The sequence below is a fragment of the Streptomyces sp. NBC_01689 genome, assembly GCF_036250675.1.
Taxonomy (GTDB): Bacteria; Actinomycetota; Actinomycetes; order Streptomycetales; family Streptomycetaceae; genus Streptomyces.
The window spans coordinates 4,975,745-4,998,147 of record NZ_CP109592.1 but is presented as its reverse complement, the minus strand read 5'-3'; the positions used below and the strand labels follow the sequence as shown (position 1 = coordinate 4,998,147).

20 protein-coding genes are annotated in these 22,403 nt (G+C 72.4%); 11 read left to right on the top strand and 9 right to left on the bottom strand.

Features of this window, described 5'->3' with window-relative positions; genetic code table 11:
- The first annotated feature begins 34 nt into the window (after window positions 1-34).
- Together OG776_RS21190 and OG776_RS21185 are read left to right on the top strand one after the other, a co-directional pair.
- The gene (locus tag OG776_RS21190) at window positions 35-1,735 is read left to right on the top strand and encodes an NAD(P)/FAD-dependent oxidoreductase (protein ID WP_148014274.1); all 1,701 of its coding nucleotides are present in this window, start codon (window positions 35-37) and stop codon (window positions 1,733-1,735) included.
- A gap of 341 nt (window positions 1,736-2,076) precedes the next feature.
- Window positions 2,077-3,591, top strand: coding sequence for an FAD-binding oxidoreductase (locus OG776_RS21185; RefSeq protein WP_329322192.1), 1,515 nt, complete (start codon window positions 2,077-2,079; stop codon window positions 3,589-3,591).
- A gap of 151 nt (window positions 3,592-3,742) precedes the next feature.
- Here the strand turns inward: OG776_RS21185 and OG776_RS21180 are convergent, their stop codons facing one another.
- Window positions 3,743-4,357: a TIGR03086 family metal-binding protein gene (locus tag OG776_RS21180; RefSeq protein WP_148009319.1), complete on the bottom strand. Its 615-nt coding sequence runs from the start codon at window positions 4,355-4,357 to the stop codon at window positions 3,743-3,745.
- Window positions 4,358-4,509: 152 nt separating this feature from the next.
- Here OG776_RS21180 and OG776_RS21175 point away from each other — a divergent pair, with 152 nt between their 5' ends.
- Together OG776_RS21175 and OG776_RS21170 are read left to right on the top strand one after the other, a co-directional pair.
- A complete protein-coding gene (locus OG776_RS21175; RefSeq protein WP_329322189.1) occupies window positions 4,510-5,775 on the top strand; it encodes a helix-turn-helix transcriptional regulator in 1,266 nt (421 codons plus the stop codon).
- Window positions 5,776-5,995: 220 nt separating this feature from the next.
- The gene (locus OG776_RS21170; RefSeq protein ID WP_148009321.1) at window positions 5,996-6,838 is read left to right on the top strand and encodes an NAD(P)H-binding protein; all 843 of its coding nucleotides are present in this window, start codon (window positions 5,996-5,998) and stop codon (window positions 6,836-6,838) included.
- Window positions 6,839-7,358: 520 nt separating this feature from the next.
- Here the strand turns inward: OG776_RS21170 and OG776_RS21165 are convergent.
- On the bottom strand, window positions 7,359-8,012 hold the full coding sequence (locus tag OG776_RS21165) for an FMN-dependent NADH-azoreductase (RefSeq protein ID WP_148009322.1): 654 nt from the start codon (window positions 8,010-8,012) through the stop codon (window positions 7,359-7,361).
- A gap of 135 nt (window positions 8,013-8,147) precedes the next feature.
- On the opposite strand from OG776_RS21165, the gene OG776_RS21160 reads away from it, so the two are divergent.
- From OG776_RS21160 to OG776_RS21145, 4 genes are all read left to right on the top strand, one after another.
- Window positions 8,148-8,519 carry a winged helix-turn-helix transcriptional regulator gene (locus OG776_RS21160; protein WP_148009323.1) on the top strand — a complete coding sequence of 124 codons (372 nt, stop codon included), beginning with the start codon at window positions 8,148-8,150 and terminating at the stop codon, window positions 8,517-8,519.
- Between the two features lie 187 nt (window positions 8,520-8,706).
- Window positions 8,707-10,137 carry a DUF2252 domain-containing protein gene (locus tag OG776_RS21155; RefSeq protein ID WP_329322185.1) on the top strand — a complete coding sequence of 477 codons (1,431 nt, stop codon included), beginning with the start codon at window positions 8,707-8,709 and terminating at the stop codon, window positions 10,135-10,137.
- A 246-nt stretch (window positions 10,138-10,383) separates the two neighbouring features.
- On the top strand, window positions 10,384-11,328 hold the full coding sequence (locus tag OG776_RS21150) for a hypothetical protein (protein WP_443077370.1): 945 nt from the start codon (window positions 10,384-10,386) through the stop codon (window positions 11,326-11,328).
- Window positions 11,329-11,537: 209 nt separating this feature from the next.
- Entirely contained in the window at window positions 11,538-11,867 is a 330-nt protein-coding gene (locus tag OG776_RS21145; RefSeq protein ID WP_148009504.1) for a rhodanese-like domain-containing protein, read from the top strand.
- Window positions 11,868-12,079: 212 nt separating this feature from the next.
- Here OG776_RS21145 and OG776_RS21140 read toward each other — a convergent pair whose 3' ends face one another.
- The 6 genes from OG776_RS21140 to paaA form a co-directional block, all read right to left on the bottom strand.
- On the bottom strand, window positions 12,080-13,264 hold the full coding sequence (locus OG776_RS21140; RefSeq protein ID WP_148009325.1) for an acyl-CoA dehydrogenase family protein: 1,185 nt from the start codon (window positions 13,262-13,264) through the stop codon (window positions 12,080-12,082).
- Between the two features lie 129 nt (window positions 13,265-13,393).
- A complete protein-coding gene (locus tag OG776_RS21135; RefSeq protein WP_148009326.1) occupies window positions 13,394-14,458 on the bottom strand; it encodes a 2Fe-2S iron-sulfur cluster-binding protein in 1,065 nt (354 codons plus the stop codon).
- Complete coding sequence (paaD, locus tag OG776_RS21130; RefSeq protein ID WP_148009327.1) at window positions 14,458-15,003, bottom strand: 1,2-phenylacetyl-CoA epoxidase subunit PaaD; 546 nt, start codon at window positions 15,001-15,003, stop codon at window positions 14,458-14,460. The genes OG776_RS21135 and paaD overlap by 1 nt, the downstream gene beginning before the upstream one ends.
- A complete protein-coding gene (gene paaC, locus OG776_RS21125; protein ID WP_148009328.1) occupies window positions 14,997-15,785 on the bottom strand; it encodes a 1,2-phenylacetyl-CoA epoxidase subunit PaaC in 789 nt (262 codons plus the stop codon). Before paaC ends, paaD begins: the two co-directional genes overlap by 7 nt.
- A complete protein-coding gene (gene paaB, locus OG776_RS21120) occupies window positions 15,782-16,069 on the bottom strand; it encodes a 1,2-phenylacetyl-CoA epoxidase subunit PaaB (protein ID WP_148009329.1) in 288 nt (95 codons plus the stop codon). Before paaB ends, paaC begins: the two co-directional genes overlap by 4 nt.
- Window positions 16,066-17,109 carry a 1,2-phenylacetyl-CoA epoxidase subunit PaaA gene (gene paaA / locus OG776_RS21115; RefSeq protein WP_148009330.1) on the bottom strand — a complete coding sequence of 348 codons (1,044 nt, stop codon included), beginning with the start codon at window positions 17,107-17,109 and terminating at the stop codon, window positions 16,066-16,068. Before paaA ends, paaB begins: the two co-directional genes overlap by 4 nt.
- A gap of 259 nt (window positions 17,110-17,368) precedes the next feature.
- Here paaA and OG776_RS21110 point away from each other — a divergent pair, with 259 nt between their 5' ends.
- From OG776_RS21110 to OG776_RS21100, 3 genes are read left to right on the top strand one after another with little or no spacing between them, the layout of a single operon-like run.
- Window positions 17,369-18,499 carry a DUF5819 family protein gene (locus OG776_RS21110; protein ID WP_329322183.1) on the top strand — a complete coding sequence of 377 codons (1,131 nt, stop codon included), beginning with the start codon at window positions 17,369-17,371 and terminating at the stop codon, window positions 18,497-18,499.
- On the top strand, window positions 18,496-19,722 hold the full coding sequence (locus OG776_RS21105; protein ID WP_148009331.1) for an HTTM domain-containing protein: 1,227 nt from the start codon (window positions 18,496-18,498) through the stop codon (window positions 19,720-19,722). Before OG776_RS21110 ends, OG776_RS21105 begins: the two co-directional genes overlap by 4 nt.
- A complete protein-coding gene (locus tag OG776_RS21100; RefSeq protein ID WP_187285618.1) occupies window positions 19,719-20,627 on the top strand; it encodes a TrmH family RNA methyltransferase in 909 nt (302 codons plus the stop codon). The genes OG776_RS21105 and OG776_RS21100 overlap by 4 nt, the downstream gene beginning before the upstream one ends.
- On the opposite strand, the gene paaN is transcribed toward OG776_RS21100, so the two are convergent.
- Window positions 20,624-22,330, bottom strand: coding sequence for a phenylacetic acid degradation protein PaaN (paaN, locus tag OG776_RS21095; RefSeq protein WP_148009332.1), 1,707 nt, complete (start codon window positions 22,328-22,330; stop codon window positions 20,624-20,626). The genes OG776_RS21100 and paaN overlap by 4 nt on opposite strands.
- Window positions 22,331-22,403: the final 73 nt, after the last annotated feature.

Here is a 22,403-nt window from a genome sequence, read left to right as displayed (position 1 = left end):
ATCCGTCCGTGAAACGAGAAAGAGGAGTGCGGTCTTGCCCACCAAGGCTGAGGAAGCGAAGAAGGCCGACAAGGCCGCCGAGTGGACCGAATGCGACGTAGCCATCCTCGGATCGGGCCTCGCGGGCTCGATCATGGGGGCGATCCTGGCCCGCCAGGGCGCGGACGTGGTGCTCATCGACGCCGGGCAGCACCCCCGGTTCGCCGTCGGCGAGTCCCAGAACCCGCAGCTCGTCGAGTGGCTGCACATTCTCGCCGTGCGCTACGACGTGCCCGAGATCAAGCACATGCTGGACGTGAAGGCGGTCACCGAGCACATCGGTCCGACGCACGGCCGCAAGCAGAGCTTCGGCTTCGTCACCCAGCGGCCGGACCGCGAGCCGGACCCGCGCGAGGCGACGATGTTCGTCATCCCGAAGATGCTCACCGAGGCGGTGCACCTCTTCCGCCAGGACACCGACTCGCACTATCTGAACGTCGCCGCCAAGTACGGCTGCACCCTGCGCCAGAACTGGTTCGCCACCGACCTCGACGTCGACGACGACGGTGTCACCGTGACCGGCAGGAACGGCGAGGTCTTCCGCGCCAAGTACCTGATCGACGCGAGCGGGTTCCGTTCCCCGCTGGCGGAGAAGTTCGACCTGCGCGAGAACCCGCCCCGGCACAAGCACCACGCCCGCTCGCTCTTCACGCACTACGTGGGCATCAAGCCGTACGACGACGTCTGCAACTACCCGGAGGCGCTCAGGCCGCCGGCCGAGTCGCCCTTCCACGGCGGCACCCTGCACCACCTCATCGAGCGCGGCTGGTTCTGGATCATCCCGTTCGACAACTACAAGGACTCCAAGAACCCGGCCTGCAGTGTGGGCCTGACCTTCGACGAGCGGCTGTATCCCAAGCCGAAGGACATGACGCCCGACCAGGAGTTCCACCACTACCTGGACAAGTACCCAGCGGTGAAGCGGCAGTTCGACGGGGCCAAGCGGATCCGCGAGTGGGTCTCCACCGACCGGATCCAGTACTCGTCGAAGCGCACCATCGGTGCCCGCTGGTGCCTGATGTCGCACGCGGCGGGCTTCATCGACCCGCTGTACTCGCGCGGCCTGTCCAACACCTTCGAGGTCGTCGACGCGCTCGCCTACCGGATCCTGGACGCCCTGCGCGAGAACGACTTCACCGAGGAGCGCTTCGAGTACGTCGAGCGCCTGGAGCAGGGGCTCCTGGAGTACAACGACAAGATCGTCAACAGTTCCTACATCGCCTTCAGCCACTTCCGGCTGTGGAACGCGGTGTTCCGGGTCTGGGCCTGCTTCACCACCCCGGCGACCATGCGCCAGATCATGGCGCGCCAGAACTTCCAGCTCGACGGCGACGACCGGCACTTCAAGGAGATGGAGAAGGCGCCCTACACGGGCCTGTGGTGGCCGGACAGCCACGCCTTCAAGGTCCTCTTCGACATCACGGCCGAGACCTGCGAGCGGTACGAGGCGGGCGAGATCGACGGTGACAAGGCCGCGGACATCGTCTTCGAGGCGATCCGCGACTGCGAGTCGGTCAACACCCCGTTCGGCTGGAAGGGCCCCGAGGACCTCCGGTTCTTCCGGGCCACCACGCCCACGATGATGAAGTTCATGTGGTGGGCGAGCACCTCCGGCCCCAAGGAGATGCGCGACCTCGGCCGCTCGATGCTCGCCGGAGTCGTCAAGCAGGGCATGAAGGGCCGCAAGGTGTCCTGACCGGGCCCGCGGCCCCCCACCGCGCCGCCCGGCCCCCACGCCGCGTGCCCCGCACGCCGCGCGCCGTGCCCCCACGCCCCTCCCGCGGCGCCGGCTCCTTCCCCCCGGACGCGGTGCCGGGCCCACCCTCCCCCCGTGGGCCCGGCACCGCCCCTTCCCGGGGCCGGAGCCCGTACCCCGGAGCCCGTACCCCGGAGCCGGTACCCCGGAGTTCGGACGCGGCTCCCGGTCGCGGGCTGTTTCCCCTCCGGTCTCCCCTGATCCCCACCGGTCCCCCTGAGCCCCTTTGATGCATCTCCCTCCACTGGCAACCACCGCCTCCTAGAACCCTTGGGACATCCGTGATCACTCGTAGAGCACTGATCGGGGCGGGATCGGCCGCCGTCGGCCTGGCCGTCCTGCCCACCAGCCCCGTCCTCGCGGGCTCCGGCACCACACCCTGGAGCACCCTCGCGGCCAAGCTCCAGGGCCGTCTGGTGCTGCCCACCGACTCCGCCTACGCCGTCGCCAAGCAGCTGGAACTCGGTCAGTTCGACGCCGTCAACCCGCGGGCCGTGGCGTACTGCGTCAGCTCGGCCGACGTCTCCGCGGCCCTGCGCTTCGCCCAGACCTACGGCCTGCCGTCCGCCGTCCGCAGCGGCGGCCACAGCTTCGCGGGGTACTCGACCACGCCCGGCCTGATCATCGACGTCTCACGACTGAACGCGATCACCGTGGGCGACGGCACGGTCGACATCGGCCCCGGCGCCAAGAACGTCGAGATACTCAACGCCCTCGCCCCGCACGGCCTGGTGGTCAGCGAGGGCGGCTGCCCGACCGTGTCGGCCGGCGGCTTCCTCCAGGGCGGCGGCTTCGGCTTCCTGACCCGCCCGCTGGGCATGGCCTGCGACGCGGTCACCTCGGCCGAGGTGGTCCTCGCCGACGGCCGGGTGGTCACCGCCTCGCCGACCAGTCACTCGGACCTGTTCTGGGCGATCCGCGGGGGCGGCGGCGGCAACTTCGGCGTCGTCACCCGCTTCTCGGTCACCCCCCACGAGGGCGACCAGATGGCGATCAGCAACCTGATCTTCCCGTACGACCGGGCCGCCGACGTGCTGCACGGCGTCGGCGAGTGGCTGGTGGACGCGCCCCGCACCATCGGTGGCGGCGCCTATCTGGTCCAGGCCGACGCCGCGCCCGGCTCCGTACCGGCGCTCAACGTCTTCCTCGCCTCCCGCGGCACCCCGGCCGAACTGGCCGCCGAGTCCGCGCGGCTGCTGGCGCTCACCGGCGCCGTGACGGCCCGCCAGGACGCGGTCATGACGTACCAGCAGGTCATGATGATGATCTTCGGGTGCGCCACCCTGTCCGAGGACCAGTGCCAGCGCGCCGGGAAGTCCCCCGCGGGCGTGCTGACCCGGCCCGCCTTCGGCCTGGAGCGGACCCGGATGGGCAGCACCCCGTACACCCAGAGCGGCTGGGCGGACGTGCTGACCGCCTTCGACGCCGACCGCAGGGCCGGCCAGGCCCGCTACCTCGACCTCCATTTCTTCGGCGGAGCGGCCAACGACCCGGCCCGTACCGCCACGGCGTACGTGCACCGTGACGCGCTCTTCTCCGTCAACTACCGGGTCCTCGTCAACGATCCGGCACAGGTGACCGCGGAGGCCAGGAGCGTCGCCACGCGCTGGGTCGACAACGGGTTCGCGACCATCGACCCGCTGTCGAACGGCGAGACGTACCAGAACTGGATGGACGCGGAGCTGACGGACTGGCGGGAGTCGTACTACGCCGAGAACTACGCCCGGCTGTCGGTGGTGAAGGCGAAGTACGACCCGCACCGGTACTTCAGGTTCGCCCAGGGCATCGGGGCCTGAGGCGGCCGGCGCCCGCGTGCCGGGCGCCTGCGTGCCGGACGCCCGCTCGTCCGGCGGGCCGCCCTGTCGGCGGCCCGCCCTCGACGGTCCGCACGCCGGTGGTCCACAGGTCCGGTGGACCACCGGACCTGTGGACCGCTCCGTCGCCCGATCAGGGGCGGCGGCCGTACCAGCCCACCAGCCTGTCGATGTCGGGAGCGTCCTCATGCACCTCCACCACCGGTCCGAACGGCACCTGGCCGCCGCGGGGTTCCGCGGGCACGGCCCGGTGCATGGAGGCCAGCGGCGCGGCGAGCATCTCCGGGTCCCAGTCCGGGGTCTGGCCGGTGGCCTTGGCCAGGTCCCAGGCGTGCAGCACGAACTCGTTGGTGTAGATCACCGAGGCGACCACACCGGGGACCGGGCCCCAGGGCAGTCCGATCTGGCGGCCCAGCACCGCGGGGTCCCGCCAGACGGCGTCGAACTCCTGCGTCGCAGCGGTCCAGGCCTTGGCCCAGTCACCGTCGGCGACGTCCTCCGCGAAGTGCGGAACGCTCATGAAGGAGCCGCCGGCGCCCAGGACGGCGACCCGGCGCAGCACCGACACCACGTGGTTGGCCATGTCGCGGACGGTGTAGTCGGGACACGGGGTGACGGTGTCGTACTGGTCGGGGCGGAGCGCGGCGAGCGTGCGTCCGGTCAGTTCGACGGCCTTGAACAGGCCGCCACGCGGGTCGGCGGAGGGCTTCGCGGTCTCGCCCGGGTCGGTGGTCGTGTCGTGAGTCATGTGTTCATCGTCGATGCCGAACAGGTCATCTTGTGGCCTATTACCGAAGCCCTCTCCGATGGTGCCGAAAATGTATGGAATGGCTTAAAACCGCTCAAAATCACGGGAGTTGCCGCCCGGGGAACGGGTGCGCGAGCGGGAGCGGGTGCGACGTGAAGGCCGACCGTCTGGTGGCGACCCTGCTGCTGCTCCAGGCACGCGGCCGGGTGACCGTGCGCGAGGTGGCGGGGGAACTGGAGGTGTCCGAACGCACCGCGCGCCGCGACCTGGAGGCGCTCACCAGCGCCGGCGTCCCGGTCTACTCGCAGCGCGGCAGGGGCGGCGGATGGAGCCTGGTCGGCGGCGCCCGCACCGACCTGACCGGTTTCACCTCGCGAGAGATCGGGGCGCTGTTCCTGGCCGCGGGGCCGCTGTCGGCCTCTCCCGAACTACGGTCCGCGCTCCGCAAGTTGACGCGGGCGGTACCGGCACCGATGCGGCCGCACGCCGAGGCCGCCGCGAAGGCCATCCTCGTCGACGGCCCCGACTGGTCGCGCACGGAGGGCGGCAGCGGGCCGCACCGGCACGCCCTGGAACGGGCGGTGCTGGACGGCCGGCAGGTCCGGCTGGGGTACGCGCCCGCCGACCGGTCCGTGACGGACGGCGACCCGGGCGAGGACGGCCTCGGCGAGGACGGCCTGGTCGAGGACGGCCTGGTCGAGGACGGCCTGGGCGAGCCGGTGGGTCACGAAGGGCCGGGTCACGAACGGCCCGATCACGAACGGCCCGATCACGAACGGCCCGGTCGCGAACGGCCGGGGGACGTGCGGGTGGGCGGCGAGCGGGCCGGTGGTGACCGGGTGGGCGGTGACGGGGCCGGTCGCGTGCGGACGGTGGATCCGCTCGGGCTGGTGAACAAGGCCGGTCGCTGGTACCTGGTGGCGGGGACCGCGGAGGGGCCCCGCACCTTCCGGCTGGGCCGGGTCACCTCCGTGGAGCCGACCGGCGAGCCCGTACGGCGCCCCGAGGGGTTCGACCTCGCCTCCGTGTGGCGGGAGCTCGCGGCCGGGGTGGAGCGGCGGCTGTCCGCGGTGAGCGTGCGGGCCCGTGCCGACCCGGACGCCCTGTCGGTGCTGCGGCACCTGCTCGGCGGCCGGCTCCGTACGGGCGGGGTCCAGCCCGACGGCCGGGTCGCGTTCACCGCCGACGGTCCCTCGCTGGACGTGCTGACCGCACAGCTCGCGGGTCTCGGCGCCCGGATCGAGGTGCTCGGCCCTCCCGAGGCGCGCGAGTCGCTCGTACGTCTGGGCCGGTCGCTCACCGCGGTGTACGGGGGCCGCCACGACGATCACGGCGGCTCGCACGGAGATAGTCGCTTTCCTATAGGTACCTACTATACCGACGATGCTAGCGTTCCGGTCATGGCGGCGACCCGGTGAGCACCGGGTGCTCGCCCGACCGTCTCGATCGAGGACCGCTGACCACAGCCCGACCGGCCACCTCCGACCGGCTGCCGACCGGCCACTTCTGACCGGCTGCCGACCGGTCACCTCCGACCCGCTGCTGCCCGGCCACTTCTGACCGGTCACCGCTGGTCGATCACCACCACCGATGACCACTGATCGCTGACCACGGATCAACGCACCAGGGAGCTGTTTCATGATTGTCGTCACCGGAGCCACCGGAAACGTCGGGCGTCCGCTGATCGAGGCGCTGACCGCGGCGGGGGAGCAGGTCGTGGCGGTGTCGCGCCGCCCGTTGCCCTCCCCGGCTCAGGGGGTGCGGCACGCCCAGGCCGACCTCGGGGACGCGCGGAGCATGCGGCCGGTCCTCGAAGGCGCCGACGCGTTCTTCATCCTGCTGGCCGGCGAACTGCTCGGCCACGGCGAGGCTGCCACCGAGCTGCTCACGGCGGCCCGGGACGCCGGGGTCAGGCGGGTCGTCCTGCTCTCCTCGCAGATCAACGCGACCCGGCCCGGAGCCGCGTCGCACGGCAGGCTGCGTGAGTTCGAGGAGGCCGTACGCGGTTCCGGCCTGGACTTCACCGTCCTGCGGGCCGGCGGGTTCGCCTCCAACGCCTTCGCGTGGGCGGAGTCGGTCCGCGCCGACCGTACGGTCCTCGCCCCCTTCGGCGACGTGGCGCTGCCGGTCGTCGACCCGGCGGACATCGCCGCGGTCGCCGCCGCGGTGCTGCGCGAGGACGGGCACGCGGGCCGTACGTACGAGCTGACCGGCCCGGAGGCGATCACCCCGCGTCTGCAGGCCGGGGTGATCGCGGAGGCCATCGGCGAGGAGGTGACCTTCGTGGAACTGACCCGCGAGGCCGCCCACGCCCACATGGCGCGGTTCATGCCCGAGGACGTCATCGCCGGCACGCTCGACATCCTCGGCGAACCGCTTCCGGCGGAGCAGCGGGTCAGCCCCGACGTGCAGACGATCCTGTCCCGGCCGGCCACCCCCTTCTCCGGCTGGGTGGCCCGCAGCCTCCCGGCCTTCAAGTAGCCCACGGCCACGCCCCCGCCGTCCCCCGGTACAGCCGCCGGACGCCCGCCGTGATCCGTCCCCCGCGGCGGCGGGCGCCCGGCGGCCCACAACGGCCCCGGCGAGCAGCGGTCCGACCGGGGGTGGTCCCGTGAATCGGGGTCCGATCGGGGTTGCTCCGCGAACTTCGGTCCGGTCGGGGGCGGCTGCGCGAGCGGTGGTCCGTCCGGGGCCGTCCCGCGAATCTCGGTCCGGCCGGGGAGCGGCTCCGCGAGCGGTGGTCCGGTCGGGGTGGTCCCGTGAATCGGGGTCCGGCCTGGGGTGGCTGCGCGAGCGGTGGTCCGGTCGGGGGCGGTGCCACGAGCGGCGTCCCAACCGAGGCGGCCCCATGCACCGCGGTCCGACCGGAGGCGGCGGTGCAACCGCGGCCCGAAGGGCGCCGCGACCCACGGGGCGGCCGTCCCGGACGCAGCGGCTCGGAACGACGACGGTGGCGCCGGGGTCCAGGACCCTGGCGCCACTCCCGTCCCCCCGGCAGGGGCTACGCGGCGAGACGCTCCGCGAGCTCCTTCGCCTTGATCGCGGCGGAGTCGAGCGCCTTGGTGCGGGACGCCTCGAAGAGCGGGACCAGCTCGGACATCGCCGGGTTGTGCGGCGCCATCGTGAGCTCCGGGACGATGAAGTCCAGGTCCAGCTCAAGGGTGTCGCGGAGGATGGCCTCCAGGTAGTTCTGCACGTACTCGAAGCCCTCGCGGGGCGTGCCCGGCGCGTACGAGCCGCCGCGGCTGGCGATCACCGTGACCGGAGTGCCCTTGATCTTCGAGTCCTCGGCCATGGCGGTACGGCCCATGAGGATCACGTTGTCCAGCCACGCCTTGAGGGTCGACGGGATCGCGTAGTTGTACATCGGCGCGCCTATCAGGACGGCGTCCGCCTGCTCCAGCTCCTCGATGAACTTCAGACGCTCGGCGAAGGCGGCGGCCTGCTCCGGGGTGTGCGCGTCCGCCGGGGCGAAACCGGCGGTGTGGGCGTCGGCCGTGATGTGCGGAACCGGGTTCGCGGCGAGGTCGCGGTAGACCACGGTGCCCTGCGGGTGCTGCTCCTCCCAGGCCTTGCGGAAGGCGTCGGTCACCGTGCGCGAGGTGGAGGCGGGGCCCTGGAAAACGGACGAGTCGATGTGGAGGAGGGTGGCCATGGGGGATCTCCAAAGGGTGTGACGGGTCGAGCCCGACGGGACGGGGCCCGTGGGCTTCTTTTTCGTACTCGACTAGAGATAACACAGTCACTTACTTTTTTTCATCCCCCAAAGGGAACGCAGTACTCTTGAGCCATGCCAGAGCTGGGAGCACACGACGCAGGGCCGTGCCAGAAGGTCGACGACGGTATGGCCCGGGTCTTCCAGCTGTTCGGAAAGCGCTGGACGGGCCTGATCGTGGCCGTGCTGCTGCCGCACCCCGTCCACTTCGCCGACCTGCGCCGGGCGATCCCCGGCATCAGCGAACGGATGCTCTCCGACCGGCTCACGGAACTCGGCGCCGCGGGACTCGTCGTGCGCGACGTCGACGAAGGACCGCCGCTGCGGGTCTCGTACGGTCTGACACCGGCCGGCGCCGCGCTGGAGCCCGCGCTGAAGGAACTGGGCAGCTGGGCGGAGGAGCATCTTCCGGGCAGCCCGCAGTGTCCCTCCGAGCTCAGGAAGTGAGCCCTCCGGACGGGACAGGGCGGGGCGCCTGCGGGGCCCAGCGGGAGGTCGCGGGGACGGGGAGCCGGTTCCCGCGACGGGCCGCCGTCCACCGGTGCGGAGTTGTCCACAGGGTCTGACGCGTTTCGGCCACCGGCTGTACGGTCATCACGAGTTGATGTTCGTGCGTGCGGGGGAGGCGGTCGCGATGACCGAGCTGGGTACGAGGGACGAGGCGCTCCGGGCGCCCAGGGTTTCCGGGGTCTTCGCGGTTCCGGGGTTCGCGGGCTGGCCCGCGCAGGGTTCGCCCAAGGAGCAGGGCAAGGCACTCCGCGCCCGGGTGCCGCGCACCGCGCACGCCGAGCTGACCTCGGACGCCGACCGGCCGGACGTCGTGACCGTGGTCCAGGAGTCCAACCGCGGCAGGATCCCCGAGCTCACGCCGATACGGGTCGGCCGGATGGCCGCCACCCCCTTCGCCTTCCTGCGCGGCTCGGCCGGCCTCATGGCCTACGACCTCGCGCGCACCCCCATGACCGGCATCGACGCCCAGATCTGCGGTGACGCCCACGCGGCGAACTTCGGCCTGTACGGCGACGCGCGCGGCGGCCTGGTCATCGACCTCAACGACTTCGACGAGACGGTGCGCGGCCCCTGGGAGTGGGACCTCAAGCGCCTCGCCGCCTCGCTCGTGCTCGCGGGCCGGGAGGCGGGCGCGGACGAGGACACCTGCCGCAAAGCCGCCCATGACGCGGTCGGTGCCTACCGGCGCACGATGCGGCTGCTCGCCAGACTCCCGGTGCTGGACGCGTGGAACGCCATCGCCGACGAGGAGCTCGTCTCCCACACGGACGCCCACGACCTGCTCGGCACCCTGGAGCGGGTCTCGGAGAAGGCGCGGGCCAACACCAGCGGGCGTTTCGCCGCCAGGTCGACGACCTCGGTCGAGGGCGGCGGCCGGCGCTTCGTCGACGCGGCCCCGGTGCTGCGCCGTGTGCCCGACGCGGAGGCGGCAGCGGTCGCGGCCTCCCTGGAGCAGTACCTGACGACGGTCTCGGAGGACCGCCTCCCCCTCCTCGCCCGGTACGCGGTGCACGACGTCGCCTTCCGCATCGTCGGCACCGGCAGCGTCGGTATGCGGTCCTACGTCGTGCTGCTCCTGGACCACCGTGGCGAACCCCTCGTCCTGCAGGTGAAGGAGGCCCGTGCCTCGGCGCTGCTGCCGCACCTGGCCACGGCCGGCCACGCGGTGCCCGACGTGTCGCACGAGGGCCGGCGCGTCGTCCTCGGGCAGAAGCGCATGCAGGTCGTCAGCGACATCCTGCTCGGCTGGACCACGGTCGAGGGCCGGGCCTTCCAGGTGCGCCAGTTCCGCAACCGCAAGGGCAGCGTCGACCCCGCCGCGCTCGCCGCCGACCAGGTCGACGACTACGCGCGCATGACCGGCGCACTGCTCGCCCGCGCCCACTCGCACAGCGCCGACCCCCGCCTGATCGCCGGCTACTGCGGAAAGAACGAGGAACTCGACGAGGCGGTCGCCACGTTCGCCATGGCCTACGCGGACCGTACGGAGACGGACCATGCCGCCCTGCTGACGGCGATACGAGAGGGACGGATCGCGGCGGAGCAGGGCGTCTGAGGAGGAAGCGGAGCCGGGGATTCTCGGAGGGCCGGGGTACGGCCGGGGGAGCGGGAGTTCTCAGTCGACGGTTCCGGTCGAGCCCGCCGGAGTGTGGCCTACGCTGGGCGGGTGACGACCCCGGAAGCCGAGCACAGCCAGTCCGACCGCATCGAGACCGGGGATTCCCGGTCCCAGGATGCCGGCGATCCCCAGTCCGCCGCCCCGGTCACGCCCACGGCAGCCGAGGACGCGGCGCCCGAGAACGTGACCACCGCGAGCGTGACGACCGCGAGCGTGACCACCGACGACTCGGGCACCGGGGACGCCGGTCCCGAGAGCGCGGGTCCCGAGAGCGCGGGTCCTGACAGCCCAGGTTCCGCCCAGGCCGGTGCCAGTGCCGGTGCCGGTGCCGGGAGCGACGCCGCCCAGGGGGAGGCGCGGCCCGAGGCGCGGCTGGAAGCGGCCGTGCGGGCGGCCGAACAGGCACTCATCGAGTTCGAGATCGCCGTGGAGACCTTCCGCGTCGAGGTCGAGAACTTCTCGCGGCTGCACCACCAGAAGCTCGGCCCGATGTACTCCCGCCTCGACGAGCTGGACGCGCAGATCGCCGAGGCCCAGGCGGCGCGCACCGGTGACCCGGAGGACATACGCAAGGCCGACGAGGCACGGGCGCGGGTCATGCCGATGCCTGGCGTCGAGGAGCTGTTCCACGGCTGGATGGACTCGGAGGGACTGTTTCCGGAGGCCGTGGCGATGCTGACGGACCAGCCCGTACGGCCCCCGCAGCGGGTCCGCCCCAGCGACGAGGCCCGCAAGCTCTACCGCGAGCTGGCCCGCAAGGCCCACCCCGACCTGGCACAGGACGAGGACGAGCGCATGCGGCGCGGCGAGTTCATCTCCCGGGTCAACGCCGCGTACGCCCGGGGCGACGAGGCACTGCTGCGGGAGCTGTCCGAGGAATGGGCCGCGGGACCGGTGCCGAAGGAATGGAAGGCGAGCCGCAGCGAGGAGCTGTACGCCCGTCTCGAGTGGCTCTCCGAGCGCAAGGAGATGCTCACCCTGGTCGCCCACGAACTGGAGGAGAGCGCCATCGGCGCCATGCTCAAGCTCGCCCCGGACGACCCCGACCGACTCCTGGAGGAGATCGCCGAGCAGCTGCTGACCCAGGTCGGCGAGCGCGAGGCGGAGCTGGCCAAACTGGTCGGCTAGGACCTGTCGCCCATATCACCCCACAGGCCACAGGCCACAGGCCACAGGCCACAGGCCACAGGCCACCGTGCACCAGCCACGAGTTACGGGACACCGGCGACGGGACACACGGCGGATGCCGGCACCTGGCCCGGACAGGCAGACCCGGGGACCTGGTCCGTCGGCTCGCGCGGTCGGGTAGCGTCGGGGGCATGCAATTCGGATCTGGTGTGCCCACGGTCGAGATCGGCGATCTCGCGGACGGAGACTTCCTGCTCGACGTCCGGGAGGACGACGAATGGCAGGCGGGCCACGCCGAAGGGGCGCTGCACATCCCCATGAGTGAGTTCGTCGCACGCTACGGCGAGCTGACCGAGGCGGCCCCGCAGGACGGCAAGGTCCACGTGATCTGCCGTTCCGGCGGCCGGTCCGCGCAGGTCGCGATGTACCTGGTCCAGCAGGGTGTCGACGCCGTGAACGTGGACGGCGGCATGCAGGTCTGGGCCGCTTCCGGCCGTCCGGTGGTGGACGACAAGGGCGCCTCGGGCTTCGTGCTCTAGGCAGCCCCCGCGAGGCCCTGCCCGGAACCGCCCTCCCGCATCACCGTCCGTCCCCCTGGCGAGGCGCCGCGCAGGTGCGGTGTCCCTTACCCCCCCGACCACGCCTGGTTACTTTCGTGCGGCCGTGCGGGCGCACGGCCGTGCGTGGCGCGGCCGTGCTGTCGCGCGGTTCGGGTCGGTCGGGGTGCCCGTCGGCCCGGTTCTGGGGACGGTCACCCGAGGGGATGGGTCGCGAGCAGATCGCCCAGCGCCTCCTCGTGGGCGGCCGCCGGGCCGAGGGACAGCTCAAGGTGCTTCGCCCAGGCGTGATAGCGGTGCAGCGGTGAGTCGGTGTCCGCACCGAACCCGCCGTGCAGATGCTGCGCGGTCTGCACGACCCGCCGTACCCCTTCCGACGCCCAGATCTTGGCGACGGCCACGTCCCCGGCCACCGGAAGCGCACCGCCCGCCGTGCCCGCGGCCGTGCCTTTCGCCGTGCCGTCCGTCCCCGTACCGGCGGCTCCGGTGCTGATGCGCCACGCGGCCTGCCAGAGCGTGGCCTCCATCGCGCGCAGGTCGATGTAACGGTCGGCCGCCTGCACGGCGACGGCCTGGAACGTGGCGACCGGGAACCCGAACTGCTCGCGCTTGCCCGTGTACGCGCTCGTCATGTGGAGGACCCGCTCACCCAGCCCCAGTGCCAGCGCACAGGTCCCGGTGGTCAGCAGGTCCCGCAACCGTTCCCACGCGCCCTCCGCCTCGATGACCTGGCCGCCGGGGATCCGCGCGGACTCCAGCCGCAGCTCGCCGAGACGTTCACCGGACGTGGAGACCTGCTCGCCGAGCACGGTCCCCTCGTGCCCCCGTGGCACCAGCGCGAGAAGGGTCCGGCCGTCGTCCGTGTGCGCGGGGACGACGACGAGGTCCGCGCCGTGTGCCCAGGCGACCGCCGTCTGCACCCCGTCGAGCGTCCACACGTCACCGTCCCGGCGGGCGGTCACGGCACGCTCGGCCGGTTCGTGGCCGGTGCGGCCGTTCGCCGCGACGGTCAGCACGACCTCACCCCGGCCCGCCCGCGCGAGCAGCCCGGCCTTCGTCTCCTCGGCGCCGTACTCCTGCACGGTCACCGCGGCCGCGGTGCTCTCCAGCAGCGGCACGCGCGCGAGCACCTTCGCGGACTCGCGCAGCACGAGGCACAGGGCGATCGCGTCCAGGCCCGCTCCGCCGTACGCGGGGTCCAGCAGCAGGCTCAGCAGGTCCGCGTCGGCGAGTTTCGCCCACAGGGCCCGGTCGAAGTCGTCGGCGACGGCGCCGGCGGTGAGCGCGGGGCTCGGCACCCCGTCGGGCGCCACCCCGCCGAACACCGCCGCTGACGCCTCGACCGCCGCCTGTTGCTCCTCGGTGAAGGTGAAGTCCACGGTCCTGTCCCTCCCACGCGCCGACCCGGGGACCGGGCGCATCGCCCGGTGCCGGGCAGGGCACCTGATCTGACGGAGCGTCAAGATAGAACAGGTTCTATGAGAAGGGAACGGTCACCCCGCCTCCGGCTACCGGTCGAAGTCCAACTCCACGGTCTCCGTGGCCGGGTGGGACTGACAGGCCAGCACATATCCCGCTTCGGTCTCCTCCGGCTCCAGCGCGAAGTTGCGGTCCATCCGCACCTCACCGGAGACCAGGAAGGCGCGGCAGGTTCCGCACACCCCGCCCTTGCAGGCGTAGGGGGCGTCCGGCCGGTTGCGCAGCACCGCGTCCAGCAGCGACTCGCCGTCCTCGACGGACCAGGTCCCTCCACGGCCGTCGAGCCGCGCCGTCACCGTGCTGTGTGCGGGAGCCGGCGGGCCGGCGACCTTGGTGTCCCCGTCGTCCACGTGGAAGATCTCCTCGTGGATCCGGGCCCTCCGCACGCCGAGCTCGCGCAGGGCGCGCTCGGCGCCCTGCACCAGACCGAAGGGCCCGCACAGGAACCATCCCGCCACCCGGTCCACGGGGAGCAGCGCCGGGAGCAGCCGCGCCAGCCGATCCTGGTCGAGCCGCCCGGAGGGCAGCCCGGCCTGCTGTTCCTCCCGGGAGAGCACGGTGACCAGCTGGAACCGTTGCGGGAAGCGGTCCTTGAGGTCGGCGACCTCTTCGAGGAACATCGTCGACGCGGACGTCCGGTCGCCGCGTATCAGGCAGAACCGCGCCTCGGGCTCGCGCGTCAGCAGCGTCGAGACGATCGACAGTACGGGGGTGATCCCGCTGCCGCCGACCACGGCCGCGTACAGCCCGGCCGCCGGCTCCAGCGTGAACCGTCCCGCCGGTGTCATCACCTCCACCACGTCGCCGACGGCGATCTCCTTGAGCGCGTACGTCGAGAACGCGCCGCCGTCGACCAGACGCACCCCGACCCGCAGGGTGGCCGGGCCCTCGTCGCCCGGGGCGGGCGCGGGGGAACAGATGGAGTACGTGCGCCGAATCTCCGTGCCGTCGACCGTGCGGCGCAGCGCGAGGTGCTGACCGGGATCGTGCCGGTACTCCGCGCGCAGAGCGGGGGGCACCGCGAAGGTCAGGGCGACCGAGTCGTCGGTGAGCCGGTCGACCGCGGCCACCGGGAGCGGGTGGAAGCGGGCCATCACAACTCCTTGAAGTGGTCGAACGGTTCACGGCAGGACAGGCAGCGGCGCAGCGCCTTGCAGGCGGTGGACGAGAAGCGGCTGAGCAACTCCGTGTCGGTCGAGCCGCAGTGCGGACAGCACACGGGCTCCGGGTCGTCCTCGGCCGTCGTCCGCGCGAGCGTGCGGGTCGGTCCCAGGCCGACCGTCACCGGACCCGCCGGCCGTCCGCCGCGGGGCGGCGCAATCCCGAACTCCCGCAGCTTGCGGCGTCCTTCGTCCGAGATGTCTTCCGTCGACCAGGCCGGACTGAGCACCGTGCGCACGGACACCTCCCGCACCCCGTGTTCGTGCAGTACGCGCTCGATGTCCGTGGTCATCGCCTCGACGGCCGGACAGCCGGTGTACGTCGGGGTCAGCTCCACGTCGACGGCGCCCTCGCCCCGCACGTGCACGGAGCGCAGTACGCCCAGGTCCTCCAGGGTGAGCACGGGCAGCTCCGGGTCGGGAACGGACCCGGCCAGCCGGCGCAGTTCCTCCTCCAGGGCGGTGGCCGTGGTCACCATGACGCCCCCGGGTGGCTGCGGTGCAGGTGCTGCATCTCGGCGAGCATCCGGCCGAAGGACTCGGTGTGCAGGCCCTCGCGTCCCGCTCCCGCCCTCCACGCCCCGGCCTGGGGGCCTTCGGGGACCTCCAGCGTCGCGCGCCGCAGGACGTCGGTGACGGACTCCAGCCAACCGGTCCTGAGAGCCTCCCGGTCGACGTCCACGCCCTCGACGGGCTGGAACATCTCTCCCGTGAACCGCCACAGGGCCTCGCAGGCCTGCCGCATCCGCTCATGGCTGACCTCCGTGCCGTCGCCGAGCCGCAGGGTCCACTGCTCGGCGTGGTCCCGGTGGTAGGCGACCTCCTTGACGGCCTTCGCCGCGAGCGGCGCGAACACACCGCCGCCGGCCGCCAGTTGCGCGTACAGGAGGTGCTGGTAGGTGGAGAAGTACAGCTGGCGGGCGATGGTGTGCGCGAAGTCGCCGTTGGGCTGCTCGACGAGCTGGAGGTTGCGGAAGGCGCGCTCCTCGCGCAGATACGCGAGCTCGTCCTCGTCGCCCGCCATGGACAGCAGCACCCTGGCCTGGCCGAGCAGGTCCAACGCGACGTTGGCCAGGGCCACTTCCTCCTCGAGGACGGGCGCGTGGCCGGCCCACTCCCCCAGGCGGTGCGAGAGCACCAGGGCGTCGTCTCCGAGGGCGAGGGCCGCGGCGGTCGCCGTCCCGGACCCGGCGGGGGCCGTGGACGTCTGTGCCGTGGTCGCCGTGGCCCGGGGCGTCCGGGTGTCGGATGCGTGCGTCACAGGTGCTTCACCCCTTCCGGGATTTCGTAGAACGTCGGGTGGCGGTAGGGCTTGTCCGCGGACGGCTCGAAGAACGGGTCCTTCTCGTCGGGGGAGGACGCGGTGATCGCGGCGGACGGGACGACCCAGATCGAGATGCCCTCGCCGCGACGGGTGTACAGATCCCGCGCGTTGCGCAGCGCCAGCTCTGCGTCCGGTGCGTGCAGGCTGCCTGCGTGGGTGTGCGAGAGCCCGCGGCGCGAGCGCACGAAGACCTCCCACAGCGGCCAGTCGTTGGTGGTCATGCGCGCGCCTTCCCGTTCTCGTCGGCCGAGCCGGGTATCTCCGCGGTCGGACCGGCGGTCTGCTTGTCTGCGTAGGCCGCGGCCGCCTCCCTCACCCATGCGCCCTCTTCGTGGGCCTGCCTGCGCTGTGTGATGCGCTGGTCGTTGCACGGGCCGTTGCCCTTGAGGACCTCCCGGAACTCCGTCCAGTCGATCGCGCCGAAGTCGTGCTGGCCCCGCTCCTCGTTCCACACCAGGTCCGGGTCCGGGAGGGTCAGGCCGAGCGACTCGGCCTGGGGGACGCAGATGTCCACGAAGCGCTGGCGCAGCTCGTCGTTCGAGTGGCGTTTGATCTTCCAGGCCATGGACTGCGCCGAGTGCGAGGACTCGTCGTCGGGCGGTCCGAACATCATCAGGGAGGGCCACCACCAGCGGTTCACCGCGTCCTGCGCCATCTCGTGCTGTGCCGGGGTGCCGCCGCTGAGGGCGAGCAGCAGCTCGTACCCCTGGCGCTGGTGGAAGGACTCCTCCTTGCAGACGCGGACCATCGCGCGTGCGTAGGGCCCGTACGAGCAGCGGCACAGGGGGACCTGGTTGGTGATCGCGGCGCCGTCCACCAGCCAGCCGATCGCACCGACGTCCGCCCAGGTCAGCGTCGGGTAGTTGAAGATCGACGAGTACTTCTGGCGTCCGGAGTGCAGCTTGTCGAGCAGCTCGTCACGGCTGGTGCCGAGCGTCTCGGCCGCGCTGTAGAGATAGAGGCCGTGTCCCGCCTCGTCCTGGACCTTGGCCATCAGGATCGCCTTGCGGCGCAGCGAGGGAGCGCGCGTGATCCAGTTCGCCTCCGGCTGCATGCCGATGATCTCGGAGTGGGCGTGCTGGGCGATCTGCCGGACGAGGGTGGAGCGGTAGGCGTCGGGCATCCAGTCCCGGGGCTCGATGCGCTCGTCGGCCGCCACCGAGGCGTCGAAGACGGCCTGGTACGCCGCCGTGGAAACGGCATCGCCCGCGGCTTCTCCCGCCTGTGTACGGGCCGTGCGCTGCGCTGCTGCTGTCGCCATGCGGTCCCCCTCGACCTCTCGCTCCCGACCGACCGATCGTTCGGTTCTGTCGAATCAATGGTGGGACGGGCGCCGTATGGTGTCAACCGCTGTGGATAACCTCGACGCGACGGTCGGTCCCGGTGTGCCGGACGGGGCTGTGCCGGGAGGCCGGGCCTGAGTACGGTTCCCGTGCGCACGCCGCGGAGTGCTGCGCGCGGCGGCCCGGGCGCCGCGCGTCCGGCGGCGGGCATCGGACCGGGACGGGAATCGGGGCGGAATGGACGCGTACGACGAGGGCTCGGACGCCCGACACGGGCCGGACGGTCCCGGCAGCCCCCTGCGCGACGGCCCCGTCCCCACCGGTGCCCTGCCCGACGACGCACCCCCCGCTGCCGCACCGGAACCGGCCGGCGGGGAGGTGGCCGCCGAGCGTGATCCCACGCCGGGAGGCCCCGCCCGTGAGCCGTCCGACGCCGACCCGTCTGACGCACACCCGTCTCGCGCCGAGGCCCTGCACGCCGACCGGTCCGACGCCGACCCGTCTCGCGCCGAGACCCCGCACGCCGACCCGTCCCCCGCCGACCCGTCGGAGAAACCCCACGCCGACCCGCCCCACGCGGCGAGTCCCCGCGGGATGCCGGAGCCCAGCCCCACGACGCGTGAGCCCTTCCCGCAGCCGGCAACCACCCGCGCGCACGGCGAGCCCTTCTCCCCGCCGGAGTCCAGCCCCGCCCCGGCCCCCGTCGCCGGCATCGCCGCCCTGTCCCTGCGTCATCAGATCGTCGCGGCCTTCGCGCTCGCCGTCGTCGCGGTCCTCGCCTGCGTGCATCTCGGCATGGTGTTCCTGCACGTCGCGCCCTCGAACACCGTGACCAAGCAGCACGGCAAGGCGATCGACCAGTGGGTGTACCCCGAGTTCGAGCAGAACTGGAAGCTCTTCGCCCCCAACCCGCTGCAGCAGAACATCGACGTGCAGGTCCGCGCGCGGGTCCGCGGCACGGACGGCAGTGCCACCGAGACCGGCTGGTACGACCTGTCCGCGCTCGACGGCGCGGCCATCGACGGCAACCTGCTCCCGAGCCACACCCAGCAGAACGAACTGCGCCGGGCCTGGGACTTCTACGTCGGCACCCACGACAACGACAACCGCCCGGTGGGCCTGCGCGGCGACCTCTCGGAACGCTATTTGCGCCGCGTCGTGCTCCTGCGCCTGGCCCGCGAGGAGGCGGGTGGCAAGGGCGCCCTCGTCGAACGCGTCCAGGTCCGCTCCCGTACCACCAACGTGCCTCCCCCCGACTGGAGCGACGAGCAGGTGTCCGACCGGCCGGTCCTGCGCGAGCTCCCCTGGTGGACGGTCACCGAGAAGGACCTGACGGACACGCGGAGCACGGAGGCGAGCGCCCGATGAACCGATTCGCCGTGCCCGTCTCCCGTGGCATCACCCGGGTCACCGACGCCGCGCTGGGCCCGTACCAGGCCGCCGTGATCCGTATCGGCTTCGCCGGCACCTGGCTGCTCTTCCTGCTGCGGGAGTTCCCCGACCGTCAGGAGATGTACGGCCCGGACGGACCCTGGAGCTGGGAGCTCGGCCGGCGGCTCGTCGCGGACAACCACGCCTTCACGGCCCTGATGTGGTCCGACAGCCAGGTGTGGTTCGAGAGCGTCTACGCCCTGGCCGTCCTCTCCAGCGTCCTGCTGCTGGCGGGCTGGCGGACCCGCACGATGTCCGTGCTGTTCATGGTCGGCGTGCTCTCCCTGCAGAACCGCAGCGTCTTCATGGGGGACGGCGGGGACAACGTCATCCATCTGATGGCGATGTACCTGGTGGGCACGCGCTGCGGCCGGGTGTGGTCGCTGGACGCCCGGCGCGCACGGCTCGCGGGGGAGGCACGCGCGCGCGGTGAGGCCTCCCGGGCCGCGGGCCCGGACCGGGTCGGGCCCGTCCTGTGGGCGGTGCTCGGTCTGCTGCTGGCCGCGGTGACGGCGGCGGGACACCTCGGGGCCGGCTGGTCGGCGGTCTTCTGGGGCCTGTGGGCCGTACAGGCGCTGTGGTGGGCCACCGGCCGGGCACGCACCCGGCAGCCGCGGATCCTGCTCGACGTGATCGCCAACGTGGTGCACAACGCGGCGCTGTTCGTGATCATGGCCGAGGCGTGTCTGATCTACGCGACGGCGGGCTGGTACAAGATCCAGGGCTCGCGCTGGCAGGACGGCACCGCGGTCTACTACCCGCTCCACCTCGACTACTTCTCGCCCTGGCCGGCCCTGTCCGACCTGCTGGCCGCACACGGCACGATCGTGATGCTGGTGACCTACGGGACGGTCGTCGTGCAGGTCGCCTTCCCCTTCACGCTGTTCAACCGGCGGGTCAAGAACGTGCTGCTGGCGGCGATGATGACGGAGCACGCCGTGATCGCCGTGGTCCTCGGACTGCCGTTCTTCTCGCTCGCGATGATCGCCGCCGACTCGGTGTTCCTGCCGACGCCCTTCCTGCGGCGGCTGGGCGGACTGGCGGCACGCGCGTGGGGCCGGTTCCTGCCGGGCGGCGGCGCGAAGCTGCCGGGCCAGCGCGCGGGGGGCCCGCGCACCCCGGAGGGAACCGAGGACGCGCACGTAGGCTTCACCGCATGAAGGACCCCGCTGACCACCGCGACCCTGGCGAAGACCAGGCCCCCGCTGACCACCGCGCCCCCGGCGACGACCTGGCCCCGGCTGATGCCGGTGCCGTGGCTGACGCCCGCGCCGTGGCTGGCGGCCGCGACGGAGCGCGGGACACGGTGGACACCTGGCAGCGGTTCGCCGGCGCCGGTGTCCTGCTCGACGGTTTCCACGCGCTCAAGCACGCGGTGCGCTTCCGGGCCGAGATCCTGGCGGCGGTCACCGGTGACCGGCGGGCGGCGCTGGCGCTCGCCGACGAACTGGCGCCGGACGTGCGCGACACCCTGGACGGCCTGCTGGTGGAGGTCCCGGAGGCCGTCTACCGGTCCCTGGTCCCGCGTCCGCACCCGACCGCGGTCGCCGCGCTCGCGGTGCGTCCCTCCCGCGAGGACGGTCTGGGGGCGCTGACGGCCGCGGCCCGCACGGCGCCGGTAGTGGTGCTCGACCAGCCGCGCAACCTCGGCAACGTGGGCGCCGTGATCCGGCTGGCGGCCGGCTTCGGCGTGACCGGGGTCGTCACGACGGGAACCCTCGACCCCTGGCACCCGACGGTGGTGCGCGGCGGGGCGGGCCTGCACTTCGCGACCGCCGTGGAGCGGCTGACGGTCGCGGAGCTGCCGCCCGGGCCGGTGTTCGCCCTCGATCCGGAGGGCGAGGACATCCGGGGAACGAAGCTCCCGGACGACGCCGTGCTCGCGTTCGGCTCCGAGCGCAGCGGCCTCTCCCCCGAACTGCGGGCCCGGGCCGACCGCCTGGTGTCGCTGCCGATGCGCCCCCAGGTCTCCAGCTACAACCTCGCGACCAGTGTGGCCATGACGCTGTTCCACTGGAGCGCCGCCGGGGGCGCGCCCGTCAGGTCCCGGGCCGACACGACCTAGAGCTCGCGCCGCACCTCGACCACCCGGAAGCGGTTCGCCACGAACGCGCCGTCGCACAGCGCCGCGTTCGCCGCCGGGTTGCCGCCGGAGCCGTGGAAGTCGGAGAAGGCCGCCGTCTGGTTGACGTACACCCCGCCCGTGAGGTTCAGGGAGAGCTGGGCGGACTCCTCCAGGCAGACCTCCTCGACGGCCCGCTCGAACTCCTCGTCGGTGGTGTACGCGCCGACGGTCATCGCGCCCTTGTCCCGCACGGTCCGGCGGAGCAGGTCCACGGCGTCCGCCGCGGAGTCGACCGCGACCGCGAAGGAGACGGGGCCGAAGCACTCGCTCATGTAGGCGGCCTCGTCGTCCGAGCCCTCCCAGTACTTGCGGGCGCCGTCGAGCTTCACGATCACCGGCGTGCGCACGACGGCGTCGGGGAACTCCGGGTTGGTGATCTCCCGGGAGGGGAGGGCGACCTCGCCGAGGCCGGCGGCGGCCTCCAGGCGGGCCTTCACGTCCGGGTTCACGATGGCTCCGAGCAGCCCGTTGGCCCGGGCGTCGTCCCCGAGGAGCCCGCCGACCGACCGGGCCAGGTCGGCGACGACCTCGTCGTACGACTTGGGGCCCTCGTCCGTGCGGATGCCGTCGCGCGGGACCAGGAGGTTCTGCGGGGTCGTGCACATCTGGCCGCTGTACAGGGACAGGGAGAAGGCCAGGTTGGACAGCATGCCCTTGTAGTCGGCGGTGGACTCCACGATCACCGTGTTGACGCCGGCCTTCTCGGTGTAGACCTGCGCCTGGCGGGCGTGGGTCTCCAGCCAGTCTCCGAACGCGGTCGAGCCCGTGTAGTCGATGATCCGGATCTCGGGACGGACGGCCAGGGTCTTGGCGATGCCCTCCCCGGGGCGCTCGGCGGCCAGCGCCACCAGGTTCGGGTCGAATCCCGCCTCGGCGAGCACCTCGCGCGCGATGCCCACGGTGAGCGCGAGCGGCAGCACCGCGCGCGGGTGGGGCTTCACGAGGACGGCGTTGCCGGTGGCCAGGGAGGCGAACAGGCCCGGGTAGCCGTTCCACGTCGGGAAGGTGTTGCAGCCGATCACGAGCGCGATGCCGCGGGGGACCGGGGTGAACTGCTTGGTGAGGGTGATCGGGTCCCGCTTGCCCTGGGGCTTGGTCCACTCCGCGGTGTCCGGGGTGCGGACCTGCTCCGCGTAGGCGTAGGCCACCGCCTCCAGGCCGCGGTCCTGTGCGTGCGGGCCGCCCGCCTGGAACGCCATCATGAAGGCCTGGCCGCTGGTGTGCATCACCGCGTGCGCGAACTCGTGGGTCCGGTCGGCGATCCGCTTGAGGATCTCCAGGCAGACCATCGCGCGTGTCTCCGCGCCCGCGTCGCGCCAGGCAACCTGACCGGCCCGCATGGCGGGCAGCAGCACGTCGATGTCCGCGTGCGGGTACGTGACGTCCAGCGCGATGCCGTACGGCGAGACCTCGCCGCCCACCCAGTCGTCGGTGCCCGGCTGGCCGAGGTCGAGGCGGGTGCCGAGGAGCGCGTCGAAGGCGGCCTTGCCCTCGGCCATGCCCAGGCTGCCGTTCTCGCCGTAGGCCTTGGGGTGTTCGGGATGCGGGGACCAGTACGCGCGCGTGCGGATCGCTTCCAGCGTCTGGTCGAGGGTGGGCCGGTGCTGGGCGATCAACTGGTGCGCGGTGAGTTCGGCGGCCATCGGGGACCAACTCCTCGTCTCAGGAGCGCTTCGTTGCGCTCGCGAGCTGGGCAGGAACGGACAGTCAGAGTTA

Coding starts and splice junctions, on each gene's coding strand:
- OG776_RS21180 (WP_148009319.1), bottom strand. CDS start 4,357: ATGACTCACGACACGACCACCGACCCGGGCGAGACCGCGAAGCCCTCC.
- OG776_RS21170 (WP_148009321.1), top strand. CDS start 5,996: ATGATTGTCGTCACCGGAGCCACCGGAAACGTCGGGCGTCCGCTGATC.
- OG776_RS21165 (WP_148009322.1), bottom strand. CDS start 8,012: ATGGCCACCCTCCTCCACATCGACTCGTCCGTTTTCCAGGGCCCCGCC.
- OG776_RS21160 (WP_148009323.1), top strand. CDS start 8,148: ATGCCAGAGCTGGGAGCACACGACGCAGGGCCGTGCCAGAAGGTCGAC.
- OG776_RS21155 (WP_329322185.1), top strand. CDS start 8,707: ATGACCGAGCTGGGTACGAGGGACGAGGCGCTCCGGGCGCCCAGGGTT.
- OG776_RS21135 (WP_148009326.1), bottom strand. CDS start 14,458: ATGGCCCGCTTCCACCCGCTCCCGGTGGCCGCGGTCGACCGGCTCACC.
- paaD (WP_148009327.1), bottom strand. CDS start 15,003: ATGGTGACCACGGCCACCGCCCTGGAGGAGGAACTGCGCCGGCTGGCC.
- paaB (WP_148009329.1), bottom strand. CDS start 16,069: ATGACCACCAACGACTGGCCGCTGTGGGAGGTCTTCGTGCGCTCGCGC.
- paaA (WP_148009330.1), bottom strand. CDS start 17,109: ATGGCGACAGCAGCAGCGCAGCGCACGGCCCGTACACAGGCGGGAGAA.
- OG776_RS21110 (WP_329322183.1), top strand. CDS start 17,369: ATGGACGCGTACGACGAGGGCTCGGACGCCCGACACGGGCCGGACGGT.
- OG776_RS21105 (WP_148009331.1), top strand. CDS start 18,496: ATGAACCGATTCGCCGTGCCCGTCTCCCGTGGCATCACCCGGGTCACC.
- OG776_RS21100 (WP_187285618.1), top strand. CDS start 19,719: ATGAAGGACCCCGCTGACCACCGCGACCCTGGCGAAGACCAGGCCCCC.
- paaN (WP_148009332.1), bottom strand. CDS start 22,330: ATGGCCGCCGAACTCACCGCGCACCAGTTGATCGCCCAGCACCGGCCC.